At 40.1% G+C, this 14094-nt stretch carries 4 protein-coding genes; all 4 read left to right on the plus strand.

What is annotated here, in order from left to right; genetic code table 11:
• The first annotated feature begins 5 nt into the window (after nucleotides 1-5).
• From AC1DE7_RS13290 to AC1DE7_RS13305, 4 genes are read left to right on the plus strand one after another with little or no spacing between them, the layout of a single operon-like run.
• Complete coding sequence (locus AC1DE7_RS13290; protein ID WP_339283888.1) at nucleotides 6-968, plus strand: TauD/TfdA family dioxygenase; 963 nt, start codon at nucleotides 6-8, stop codon at nucleotides 966-968.
• Nucleotides 969-1001: 33 nt separating this feature from the next.
• A complete protein-coding gene (gene gntD / locus AC1DE7_RS13295) occupies nucleotides 1002-2045 on the plus strand; it encodes a guanitoxin biosynthesis L-enduracididine beta-hydroxylase GntD (RefSeq protein WP_477534543.1) in 1044 nt (347 codons plus the stop codon).
• Complete coding sequence (locus AC1DE7_RS13300; RefSeq protein WP_477534544.1) at nucleotides 2036-6409, plus strand: MupA/Atu3671 family FMN-dependent luciferase-like monooxygenase; 4374 nt, start codon at nucleotides 2036-2038, stop codon at nucleotides 6407-6409. The genes gntD and AC1DE7_RS13300 overlap by 10 nt, the downstream gene beginning before the upstream one ends.
• Nucleotides 6406-14055 carry an amino acid adenylation domain-containing protein gene (locus AC1DE7_RS13305; protein ID WP_477534545.1) on the plus strand — a complete coding sequence of 2550 codons (7650 nt, stop codon included), beginning with the start codon at nucleotides 6406-6408 and terminating at the stop codon, nucleotides 14053-14055. The genes AC1DE7_RS13300 and AC1DE7_RS13305 overlap by 4 nt, the downstream gene beginning before the upstream one ends.
• Nucleotides 14056-14094: the final 39 nt, after the last annotated feature.

A 14094-nucleotide genomic window follows, 5' to 3' on the forward strand; every position in this document is an offset into this window, starting at 1 on the left:
TCATTATGAAAAGCATTGGTAATTCCATATTAAATTACACTGCAGGATCACTCTACACATATACTCCCACGGATACAGAAATCAAATTGAATCAATGGGTTACAGAGAACAAGAAGGAATTAGAAGAGGTATTGCTACAAAGAGGAGGCGTTTTGTTTCGGAATTTCCCCAAAGCATCGATCTCAGAGTTTAGTGAAATCACGCAAATCTTCAGTTCAGAATTGTTAGAGTATAAGGAACGATCTACACCACGAACTGAGGTTCAGGATAATATCTATACTTCCACTGAATATCCTAAGGACCAGTGTATACCTATGCATAATGAAAGCTCTTATTCAAAAGTATGGCCTATGAAGATATGGTTTTCTTGCCAGATCAATGCCGAGGTAGGTGGGGAAACGCCGATTGCAGACAGTAGAGAGTTATTGCAGAAGCTAGATGCATCCATAAAAAAACAATTTATCGAAAAGAAAGTAATGTATGTAAGGAATTTCGACGGTATCTTGGATTTGTCTTGGCAAAATGTTTTCCAGACAGAAGACCAAAAGATCGTAGAACAGTATTGTCAAAAAAATGGGATTGCATTCGAATGGATATCTAAAGATCATTTGCGGACGCGAACCGTTCGTGATTCAGTAGCCATTCACCCCCTCACTAAGGAAAAGGTTTGGTTCAATCAAGCTAATTTATTTCATGTCTCTAGTCTGCCTTTAGAAGCCAGAGAATGGCTTATAGAAGAACGGGGTTATGACAATCTTCCTCGCAATACGTATTTCGGAGATGGTAGCACAATTCCGGACTCTTTAATAGATGAAATCCAAGGACTGTACGAGGAGATCAGTATAGTCTTTCCATGGCAAGAGGGAGATGTCCTCATGTTGGACAATATGCTCATGGCGCACGGCAGAAAAACATTTAAGGGAGATAGAAAAATTGTCGTTGCGATGGCTGAACCCTATAACGTATAAATCCAGGACCTAATCAAAGGAGAGATGATAACAATGAACAGGTATGTTCTTTCGGCTAGTGAGCTCAATGAGATCTATGAACTCGTTGAATCTATTCCCGCAGACACGGATCTTGAGACGGATCGTTACTTAATGGAGGCAGGTCTATGGGGATATAATTTACCTTCTGAACTAAAGAAGAAATTAATTGATTTTAAACAATCGGAACAACAATCTCATCTCGTTATATCCGGATTCCCAGTTAATGATGATGATATCGGTCTGACACCCTCCCATTGGAGAGAACGGCCAGATCCTAAATTGACACGAAAGGTAGAAATCTTTTTTTCGTTATGTGGGTCAATTCTAGGAGATTTGTTTGGATGGGGGACCCAGCAACAAGGATATTACATTCACAATATACTTCCTGTAAAGGGAGATGAGAATGAGCAGTTGGGCTCAGGGAGTAATTCGTTACTTTGGTGGCATACAGAAGAAGCCTTTCATGAATATCGGGCTGATTATCTCGGTTTGTTTTGTTTACGGAATCCGGATTCAGTTGCAACAACTTATGCATCTATAGATATGTTAAATCTGGAAAAGAAGTACAAGGATGTTTTGTTTGAGCCTAGATTTTATATTTTGCCTGATGAATCTCACTTTAGCAAAAATAATGTGGGACAAGATTCATCAGAGATTTTTGATCAATTTGAAGCTAATTATTCATCGAAGCAGCCTTTATCTATTTTATTCGGTAACTACGACTCTCCCTATATAAGGCTAGACCCGTTTTTTATGGGAGTTATAGATGAGAAAGATGACTTAGCCAGAGAAGCTATGGCACATATCGTATCCCAGATAGAAGATTCAATTATGGATATTACACTGAAACCGGGAGACATGTTGTTTGTTGATAATTATCGTGCTGTCCATGGAAGAAAACCATTCAGCCCCAAATATGCGGGCAGAGATCGTTGGCTCAAACGAATCAATATTACACGAGACCTTCGAAAGTCGAGAGATAGTAGAAAGAGTGCTGAATCTAGGTTGATACAGCCTAAAATGAAAAATAATGTAGGTGTTTCAACATGGACATGAAGATTTCCAAGCAAAATGTGGAAGCGGTCACAGATCTATCCCCTCTGCAAGAAGGGATGCTTTTTGAGCATATGATTAATCCACAGCAGCATCATGTAATATACCATTATCACATCAAAGCTACATTCCTAGACGAAGAGATTCTTCGCAGGGCATTAGATCATGTAACAGTTCAAAATGACACGTTGAGAACAGTTTTTCGGTGGGAAAAAATAGAAAGACCTATACGTATAGTGTTAAAGGAGTATCATGTGCCGTTCCATTTCACCAATTTATGGAGTGGTCAACTCGGTTCTCAAGATCCACAAGGTGTTGATGAACTATTAGGGTCATTGCGCGAAAAAATTGATATTATGCATGCCCCTCTTCATATAGGTCTGTTAAAAACCTGTGAGGAAGAATGGCATATCGTCGTCGCATTTCATCATATTCTGATGGATGGTTGGTCCAATATGCTGTTTATGGAGCAATGGTTAGAAATATATAAACATCTGTTAAAAGACGACACCTATTCCGTAGTTCAAGAAAAAGCAAAATACAGCCAGTTCATTGAAGCCTTAAGACATACGAGCAGTCATTCGGAAAGCGTTTACTGGACGAGCTATTTAGATGGAGCAGTTAAGACCTCCTTATTTAAGAAACATAATCAGAATATAGATTCCTTCACAAACTACAAAATCAATCTTGGCGAAAATAATAAAGATTCGATTATGCATAACATTTCTACCATTCAAAGTACACTGGCCATGGCTGTTTATTCTACATGGGGAATCTTGCTTCAGAAATATGCACAAAGTGAAGATGTGCTGTTTGGGGTGGCTGTTTCCGGAAGAAATATGGAAGTCGAAGCTATTGATGAAACAATAGGACTTTTTATCAATACAATCCCTTTTAGGTTCAAACACAGTTCTGATACTAGCGTACAGCAGGTATTACAGGAGTGTGCCGGTCGCTTCCATGATGGCATTACATTTGAACACACACCTTTGACTCGAATTCATGAATGGTCAGGTTTTGGGAAGATAAATCGTTTGTTTGACACCGTTGTGGTCATTGAAAACTACCCTATGAATATAGAAAGTATGGAGAAAAATCATAACATTTCTATCCTGAATTATGAGGTTCATGAGACTAATCCATACGATATTACACTAACGGTTACGCCATCGGAAAGAGATGTTGAGTTTAATTTCAGCTACAATAGAGAGATTTTTGAAGATGAATTCATAAAAGGATTATCAGATCAGTTTATCCATATATTAAACCGAATGTTGAGCAACCCTCAGATGAAGTTGGAGAAGCTCTGGTATTTACCTGATGTGACAGCAGAGAATCTGGATCAGAAACCTTTATCAGACCTAGAGTCGATTCGTGCTTACAAGGAGAAAACACTAGATTTAATCTTCGATGAAATTTGCGTGGAGAAATCAGGGGATGTAGCGTTGGTATATAAGAACCATATTCTTACCTACGCAGAATTAAAAGTAAGGGTCGATTCATTTGCTAACTTCCTTCACAATCAATTGGATATTAGAGCAGATGACAGGGTAGGAATATGTTTACCACGTTCGGCTGAGTTAATTATTGCTATTTTGGGTGTGTTAAGAGCCGGTGCAGCTTATGTACCAATTGACCCGACATTGCCCGAAGAGCGCATTCAATACCTTGTTGAGGATAGTGGTATGATCGCCTTGGTAACGGATACAATCCCTGAAAATTATGACTTCCCCATGAGGCTTATTACATTAGAAGACTGGCATTTTTCTTCGAGTTCGAGTTCTATAATCATGGATTCAAGAATCCATGATGTCAGCTCACTAGCTTATGTCATCTATACGTCTGGTTCAACAGGAAAACCAAAAGGCGTTATGGTCGAGCACCGAAACGTTATTCAGTTTTTTGAGAGTTTAAATGATTACTTTAAACCGAGTACGAAGGATGCTTTACTATCGGTTACGACCGTTTCATTTGACATTTCCGTTCTGGAGTTGTTATGGACTTTATGTAACGGGATACAGGTTGTATTAAAAGTAGATGACCATGAACAATTTGAAAGTTACGACGCTTACTTAAATACGTCCCGCAAACTAGATTTCAGCCTCTACTTTTTTGGTAATGCGAATCGGGATAAGCAGCCTGAAAACGAGTATCAATTGTTACTTGAATCTTCCATTTTTGCAGATAAACATGATTTTGAAGCAGTATGGACGCCTGAACGTCACTTTCATGAGTTCGGTGGGAAGTTTCCTAATCCAGCGATAACCAGTGCTGCTATAGCAGCTGTCACTCAAAAAATCCATATTCGAGCGGGCAGCATTGTCTCCCCTTTACAAGACAGTTTGCATATCGCTGAAGACTGGGCCATGATTGACCAGCTTTCCTCTGGTCGAGTAGGAGTATCTTTTGCATCAGGATGGCATGTAGACGATTTTAGCTTGGCACCGGAACGATTTGAGAACAAAGAGGAACACATGTACAAACAAATAAAAGAAGTCAAAACATTATGGTGTGGTGGAGAGATTAGTAGAATCAATGGATTAGGTCAAACCACATCACTTCGTGTATATCCCAAGCCTGTTCAGGAAAACTTGCCGATCTGGATCACATCTGCAGGAAACCCAGATACATTTCAGAAGGCTGGGCAAATAGGTGCTAACGTACTTACACATCTACTAGGACAAGACTTGGAAACGTTAAGGAGTAATATCGATATTTACAGGAAATCCCTGTTGGAATCGGGATTTTCTCCAGATACAGGCAAGGTAACTCTGATGATCCATACTTACTTGGGTGATGAACTTGAGGAAGTAAAGAAAATAGTTAAAGAGCCGTTTTGTAACTATTTGCGTTCTAGTGCCGGACTTGTTCAAAGATTGATTGATAAACTCCACGAGGATTTTAACATTGAGTCAGAAGATGAAATGTATGAATTTGCTTTTGAACGATATTGGAATAAAGCAGCATTGTTTGGAACGGTAGAGACATGTCAAGTCATGGTAGACGAGCTTGTTCATATCGGAGTCAATGAAATTGCAAGCCTAATTGATTTTGGAATTGATTCTGTAAAAGTCTTGGAAGGGTTAGAACGATTAAACGAATTAAGGATGAAGAGTTTCAAAGAATACGAGAAGCTTCAAGTTCATAAGGAGAAGATGAGACCCATTAATTATTTTCAAACCACTCCTTCTCGGCTACAACATATTCTAAATGATTCATCCTCACACGAATTTTTAAAATCTCTGACAACAATCATTATTGGTGGGGAAGCATTTCCAGTGGAAATGTTCCACAAGCTCCGTCATATTACGGATGCCCGAATCGTAAATGCTTATGGCCCTACGGAGACAACGATCTGGTCGGCGTTATTGGATGTGGAGCAGAATAAGCGTGATTTTATACCGATCGGAAACCCATTACCCGGCGAAATGATCTATGTGGTGGATGAAAAACTCAGACCTTTGCCCCCTTACATTCAAGGTGAAATTGTAATTGGTGGAGGTGGGGTTTCGAGAGGTTACTTGAACAGAGAGCAACTAACGAACGAAAAATTTATTTACCTTCCTTCTGACCTGCGACAACAACAAGGAAAGTTCTTTAGAACTGGAGATCTTGGAGTCATACGGTCCGATGGATCGCTTGAATACCTCGGAAGAAAAGATAATCAAGTGAAAATTTCTGGATATCGCATCGAGTTGGAGGAAATAGAAGCTTTCATCCGTGCGATTGAGGGAGTTGTGAAAACCGTTGTGTTCGAAGGTGAATTCCAGGAAGGGTCAGATGCAGTGTTGCACGCCCTAATTGTTGTTCAACCACCTCTTAACAAAGAGTATATTCGTGAAATATTATATCGGCGGTTACCACGGTATATGGTTCCAAGGAACATTGTTCTCGTTGATGATATCCCCCTCAACACAAGTGGCAAAATTGATCGGGGTGCAGCAAAAAAAATGGATTTGCGGCAATTTTATGTGGAGGAAGAGAACGTTCTTCCCCAAAGTGAGGAAGAAATATTAGTCGCTGAAGTCTGGAAGCAGGTTCTTGCCCGTGATGAAATCAGTATTTCTGATGACTTTTTCTCACTCGGTGGAGATTCTATCAAAGCTATGCGCGTTGTAGCACTATTGAAGAAAAAAGATTATGAGATTGATGTGAAAGATATATTCCAACGCTCTACCATTAAAAGTCTCATTGCGAGCAAAAACAGTATTGGACGGAGTACGATACCTAGCGTAGATACTGGCAAAAAAGTGCCTTACAGCAAGCGGAGAAGTCATTATCAATATGGTCAATTAAATAATGAGCAATTGCAACAGGTGGAACATATCATTCAAGAAAATAAAAAAATGGGAGGTTCACATCCATGAGTGATGTTCAAAGAATAGATGTTGTCCCCCCAATACAGGCAGGATTGATGTTCCATCTTATTAACGATGAACATCCTGATGGGACATATGTTGAACAGTTTGTTGTTCAGATCGAGGGACTGTTCCAATACGATAAATTTATAGAGGCTTTGCACGGCATCACGAAACGCTGTGAAGTAATGCGAACTACTTTCTTACATGAAGATCTTGATCAAGTGGTAAGGATAATCAGGAAGGAAGGATTCACAAGAGTGAATCACATGGATGCTTCCAAACTGGAGGGAGACGATGTTGAAGACCTCTTATGTAAGCTGCTGGTTGAAGACCGTACAAAGCCTTTTGTGGTATCAGAAGAAGCGCCCATACGATTTTCTATCCTCTCGACCAGCGACAACTCATTTAAACTGATTTGTAGTTATCATCATATACTCATTGATGGTTATTCCTTCAAAATTTTGTTGAGGGATCTTTTGGTTAATTATGACAATGTGTTGCATGCCCGTGGAACGGATATCCAGCTGTTGGGTATGCCAGATGCCCATTTCATTCAATGGTTGAATGAGCAAGATTGGATGGGAGCATCCGATTATTGGAATTCTTATTTGGCCAATTACGATTCCAATTATTCAATTCCAAAGAGAAATTATCAAGATGTTATATCCGAGTATAAAGAATTGAAACTTGTAGTTGATCCAGAATTGTTCAAGAACTTAAAAACCGTTGCTGCTGCATATCGTGTAACGATTAACGTAGTGTTCCAAGGAATATGGGCAATGATGTTACAACGATACGCTAATTCGGAGGACGTTGTATACGGATTGGTCACTTCACTTAGAGATCCCGGAATTGAGAATATCGAACATGCCTTAGGGGTATTCTTAAACACGATTCCAATGCGAGTGATATCAACCTCAAATACAACTCTGGTAGATTTGCTTAGAAACATTCAAAATGACATGTTCAAATCGAGAGAGTTTTCATATTATCCGCTGCACCAAATCCAGGGGGAAAGCGAAATTTCTCAGGATTTAATTGATCACATCTTAATTTTTAATAATCATGGGGATATTCCTGCTGAGGATCAACTTTCTTTTGATCTGAACGATCAAATTACAGGAATGAATGTGAGTAATGTGACATTTGCTTCAAAATCACACTATCCATTAGAAATGATATTTGATATATATACTAACCATGCTGAGGTATCCATTATTTATGATCGTAACCGTTATGATTCGGAGTTGCTCAACTTGTTTAAAGGCCACTTCCTTCGAATTGTCCAATTGGTAGCTGACCAAAAAACGGAATTGATCAGAAATTTTGATATGTTGACTGCTGAGGAAAAAGGGAAGTTATTGAGTAGGCAGGAGCTTACTAGCATGCCGGAGTTCTCATCCGTTTTTCATATGTTTGAACAACAGGCTAATGCTCATCCTAATGAAACTGCTGTAGTCAGTATACAACGGACTATGACCTATAGAGAACTTCTAAGGGAATCAACCAATCTCTCCAATGAAATGATTTCAATGGGGTTGCCTAAGGGAACGGTAGTGGGTTTGTTGTTTGATCGTAATGAATGGTTCATCATTGGTGCTCTGGCAATATTAAGATCTAACTTACGTTATGTTCCTTTGGATCCGGAAGCGCCTGAAGATCGGAATCTATATATTATGCAGGATAGCGGTATTCAATTATTGCTTTCGGAGAAGAAACTATGGGAAGCACAAGACAGGAATTATGAAGGAATGAACTGTCTGTTTATTGACAAAGCTTCCCTTTCCGATTCGGACCAAAAACCGAGCGCTTTAACTTATCCAGTTCTGTCTGATGACGGAGCTTACATTATCTACACTTCCGGAACAACAGGAAGGCCCAAAGGGGTTGAGATGCAACATAAGAGTATTATCAACCTAGTAAGAGGTCTATCTCTTGAAATATATGCACCCTTTGAGAAGAAACTAAATGTGGCTCAGCTTGCGCCATTTTTCTTCGACCAATCCATAGAGGAGATTTTCGGTTCTTTATTGCTTGGTCACACCCTATTCGTTGCGACAAACGAAGAACGTTTGAATCAAGAGCAATTACTTCACTTCCTTGATAATCATGCAATTCAAATGATGAATGGCAGTCCAAGTTATATCAGATCTGTTCTTTTTGAAAACAAACAACCACGATTTTTGCGCCGCTTATTAATTGGTGGTGAAAAGGTGCCTCATCAGTTGCTGGAGGACTTGTTTCAATTATACGGGCAGGAAGATCTGGAAGTATTTAATGTATATGGTCCAACGGAATGTTGTGTGGATGCAACGTACTACAAAGTAAACCTGAATGAGATCAAGAGTTGGCAAACTACGCCTATCGGTAAACCAATGATGAATAAAACGGCATATATTCTGGACAAATATGATCGTTTGCAGCCAGTTGGCATTTCAGGAGAACTCGTAATTGGAGGAGAGGGCCTCTCCACGGGTTATATACGCTTGCCGGATATGAGCCGGTCCAGATTTGTGCCGAATCCTTTTTTGCATAATGAACAAATGTATCGTACAGGAGACCAAGCTAAATGGTTATCGAGCGGTTATATTGATTTTTTAGGCCGTAACGATCGAATGGTAAAGCTGCATGGTTATCGAATTGAATTGGAAGAAATCGAAAAATGTCTGTTATCTCATAGTGCTATAGAAGAAGTCGCTGTCTTATTGAAAGATACCGAAGATCGAAAATTTCTATGTGCATTTGTTGTTGTAACTGAGGCGAAAGAGATATTGGACCATGACTTGAAACTATGGGCCTCACGGACTTTACCTCCTTATATGGTGCCAACAAAAATAGTCTTTTTAGAGGAGTTTCCTCTCTCTGATCGTGGTAAGGTGGAACATCATCTACTAGAGCGAATGAATGTAACGGGTGGTAGTTCAGAACAAGTTACTCGAGATCCTGAAGTGATGAAAATCATTCATCTATGGGAGGGGATTTTTAAGTTTGAGGGCATTGGGCCACAGGATCACTTTTTCGAGCTTGGAGGGCATTCTCTATATGCGGCTAACTTCATTTCTAAGTTGAAAAAAGAGATGGGAATCAATGCAACACTCAAAGAGTTATTTCTATATCCTACACCCGCCGATTTTGCAAAATTAATCAAACACAAACTTGTTCAGGGTTCCTCTGTTGAAGAACTCGAACCGATGTTTGAAGCAACGTCTACGCAATATTCGTTGACACCTGCTCAGACACGTATGTTCCTAATGCACCAAATGAACATGAACAGTACAAAGTACAATATCTCTGGGAAATTTAGGATTAATAAACCGTTGGATACTAGTAGACTTCGGACTTGTTTTCATCGTTTGTTGAAAGAACACGAGATTCTAAGAACACGCTTTTCGATCGTGGATGGGACCATCATGGCAAGCATATTGCAGGAGTGGAATTTCAATGTACATGTGTGGCAATCTGAGCCAGCTGATGACGAATGGATAACAAGTTTTGATTTGAATGATGCTCCTTTGCTGCGAGTCTCTGTTTTTGAAGTAACCGAAGAGTGCTTTGACTTATTTATTGATATGCATCATATCATAACTGACGGCATATCAAACTTGAATTTAATCAATCAATTCATTCTTTTATATGATGGCGAGCCTGTAGAAGCAAATTACAGCTCTTATAAATATTATGCCTTATGGTTTGAAAGTTATATGAAATCGCAGAAATCTCGGGACGATCAGGCGTACTGGTATGGAAAACTAGAGGCTGAACGAACAGATTTCACTTTATTACCTGACTACTCAAGAACATCGGAACAAGATGGAAAAGCCGAGACTGTTTGGATTGAACTGAACGCTGCGATGACTGCTTCACTTCGAGAGTTGGCGAAGGGGCAAGACGCGACCTTATTTAGTGTATTGCTGGCCGCTTATAACGTGATGATATACAAGTATAACGGACAAGAAGATGTATTATTGGGTACAGCTGTGTCAGGACGGACTCAGCCCGGCTTTGAAGAAAGTGTGGGCTTATTTGTAAACACCATCGCTTTAAGGAATTACCCATCTGGTGGGAAGACATTTACCGATTTTTTGAATGAAGTAACGGATTCATTAATGAATGATCTTGAACACCAGGATTATCCGTTTGATCAGCTTGTTGACGATCTCTCAATCAAGAGGGAGCAATCCCGCAATCCTATTTTTGACGTCATGTTTATTATGCAGAATAGGACACATGCAGACAATCAAATGAATGAACATGATGATATTGTTGAACACGTCGTTGCGAGCGGTGATGCCAAATTCGACTTATTGATCGAAGTATTCGAACATACAGATGACATGTTAATCAAACTTGAGTTTAATAGCAGTCTGTATACAAAAAATACGATTGAAAAACACGGTGAATATCTCGTTCATTTAATTGCAGATATCTTGTCAAAACCTCATGAGAAACTTGCTAATCTTAACTTTATGAGACAAGTAGAGGTGGACGAGATCATTCAAGCGTTTGATCGTACACAGATGGAATTCCCTGTTGACAAGACGATTCAGCATCTTTTTGAACAACAGGTTGCAGCAGTACCTGACCATATTGCTGTTAACGATCAAGTTGAAGCGCTTACGTATCGTCAACTGAACGAACGTAGCAACCAAGTGGCCAATGCTTTACTAAACAGGGGCGTATCTGCTGGGCATTTCGTTGCCTTGCATATGGACAGATCTATCCATGCAATCGTCAGCATATTAGCCATCCTAAAGGTCGGGGCAGCATATGTACCCATTAATACGAAGTATTCCGATGATTTGATTCGGTACATTATGGAAGATTGCGGCGCAGAATTTGTTATCGCTGACTTACCATCTGACGTATGGGATGCACTCGATACATCCGGAAAGAAAATAAGCTTGAGTGATCTGGTTGAGATCTATGAGACCGGAGATACAACAAATCCGGGGATAGCCCTTACACCTGAACATCTCGCATACCTAATCTATACATCTGGAACTACAGGCAAGCCTAAAGGAGTTATGATCACGCACGCCAATATCGTTAGATTGTTTGAGAATGAAGCACCGTTCTTCCCATTTCATGAGCAGGAAGTCTGGACCCTTTTTCATGCATTGAGCTTTGATTACTCAGTATGGGAAATGTACGGGGCTCTTCTCAAAGGTGCCAGATTGGTCATTGTTCCAAACGAGGCTGTGTACGATAATCGTGAATTTTTGGAGTTGCTAATTCGGGAGAAGGTAACCGTGCTTAACCAGACCCCGGGAGCATTGTATGCATTAATTAAGGTCATTTTGGAGCAAGACGTGGATCTGCCTTTGAGATATGTTATTTCTTCAGCAGAAGCGGTTCACCCGATAAGATTGCTTGCTTTTCATGAAGCTTATCCCGAAATAAATATCTTAAATATTTACGGGATCACGGAAACAACCATTTTTACAACATATAAGGAACTTCGACATGAGGAGATGGCTAAGGATAATCGGAGTGTTGGAAGACCAATTCCTACTCTAAGCACGTATTTGCTGAATAAAGATGGACAGCTTTCTCCACAAGGTGGAATAGGCGAACTTTATGTGGGTGGGGCAGGTGTTGCAAGAGGTTATTTGAACCGAGAAGAACTGAACCAAGAGAGGTTCCTGGACAACCCATTCGCTGCGAACCAAAAAATGTACAGGTCCGGAGATTTAATGCGTATGTCGTCTGCGAAGGAGCTTGAGTATGTTGGTAGAATTGACGATCAAGTGAAAATAAGAGGATACCGCATAGAGTTATCAGACGTTGAAGAAAATTTAATGACGTATCCTGATATTGACGAAGCTTCGGTTCTGTCCCTGGGAGAACACCCAAATAACTACTTGTGTGCTTTTTATGTTTCACAGAGCCAGCTGCCAATCGAGGAGCTGAAAAGTCACCTTAACCAAAAACTTCCTTCTTATAGTGTGCCCTATAAATACGTACATCTAAATACCTTTCCCCTTACATTAAACGGGAAAATAGATCGTCGAAAGCTGATTGAGTTAGCCGAGCGTACGGAAGCGAATCCCAAAACTTTACCAAGGAACGAAATGGAAATGAAGATAGCCACGTATTGGTCTGTTCTCTTGGAGAAGCAAGGATTCGGGATTGAGGATGATTTCTTTGAATTAGGCGGAAATTCGTTACAAGCTATGCAGTTGGCGGATTATTTGCAGAAGAAATATCAGATCAACTTCACAATCAAAGATGTATTTGATAATCCAACGATTGTTTCGTTATCAAATGAAGTTGCTAAATCGGCCAGAAGGAATAGAGATGACCTTATAGCGACGAATGTAATTACCGGAGCTCGGTATCCATTATCTCTAGCCCAAAACAGAATTTTTCTACTGAGTCAACACCCTAATATCGGGATGTCATATAACATTGTAAGTAAGTTTGATTTGTTTGGGACATTTGACTTTTTACGCCTTGAATCTGCTCTCCAAACAATCATAGAGCGGCATTCCGTATTGCGTTATCGTTTTGGATATCACAAAGGCATGCCTGTGCAGTTTATGGGCGATTACGATAATTTCTTATACTGGTTTGATTCGACACTCGAAACGCGAGATCAGTTAATGGCTCAGTTATTGCAACCTTTCGATGTTGTTGGGGAAGAACCTCTCTTCTCAGCAGCAGTCATACGGATGGAGAATCATCATCATATATTGGTTATAAATATTCACCATCTGATCAGTGATGGAATCTCTATGGGGATTTTGGAACGTGAGCTGATGGCGTTGCTTAGGGGAGAAACATTGCCATCCATTGAATACCAGTATCATGATTATGTGATTTGGGAAACGGAGCGTTACAAGCGACAAATGTTGGACATTGACAAAAACTATTGGCTTACGACCTTCAGCGATTTTAAGCCTACTATCGCCTTGAATACAAATACTCATGTTCAGTCCTTTAGAGGCGGAGCGGTTTCATATAGCCTGCCCCAATCCCTCCTCGAAGACTTGGCAACTTTATCAAACGACAAGAAAACAACCTTATTTAATGTGCTGCTTACCTTATACAAATGTACCTTGCATTTACTATGGGGATCTGAGGACATCGTTGTAGGAACACCAGTCTCAGGAAGGGTGGACCAGGAATTTTCCGATACCATGGGTATGTTTGTTAATACATTACCTGTACGCAGCAAGCCACATGGAAGCATGAACTATAATGACTACTTGAATCACATAAAAATGGTTATGCAGGAGGCATTGAAACATCAGCTTTATCCGTTGGATAAGTTGGTGGAAGAGCTTGGGATTGCCACCGTTCCGGGACGATCACCTTTATTCCGTTTCATGTTTGCTTATGAAGTATGCCGGCCTTCTGTGTTCTACATTGACGAATTGAAGATCGTCGCTAATGAGACTATGGATGATGGAAGCGCCATGATGGATCTTTCATTTGTAATCCTGGAGAGCCCTACAGGGACGGAAATTCAGGTCGAATATGATACCTCCCAATTCAGCAAGGATATGGTCGAGTATATAGTTGAAACTTTCGTTGAGATTGCGGGCCAAGTTCGAGATGATCATGATATTAAATTGAATCAGATTAAAATTAGGCAGCAGAACGAGAGTGAAGGCGGATGGAATACGCAGCAGTTCGAGTTTGATTTTTGATCTACTGATCTACTGTAATTGTAACAGTCGTCGGCAATA

The sequence above is a fragment of the Paenibacillus sp. 10L310 genome, from assembly GCF_056395745.1.

Excerpts from the sequence above, each read along its gene's own strand:
- AC1DE7_RS13305 (WP_477534545.1), top strand. The coding sequence starts at position 6,406 with ATGAGTGATGTTCAAAGAATAGATGTTGTCCCCCCAATACAGGCAGGA.
- AC1DE7_RS13300 (WP_477534544.1), top strand. The coding sequence starts at position 2,036 with ATGGACATGAAGATTTCCAAGCAAAATGTGGAAGCGGTCACAGATCTA.
- gntD (WP_477534543.1), top strand. The coding sequence starts at position 1,002 with ATGAACAGGTATGTTCTTTCGGCTAGTGAGCTCAATGAGATCTATGAA.
- AC1DE7_RS13290 (WP_339283888.1), top strand. The coding sequence starts at position 6 with ATGAAAAGCATTGGTAATTCCATATTAAATTACACTGCAGGATCACTC.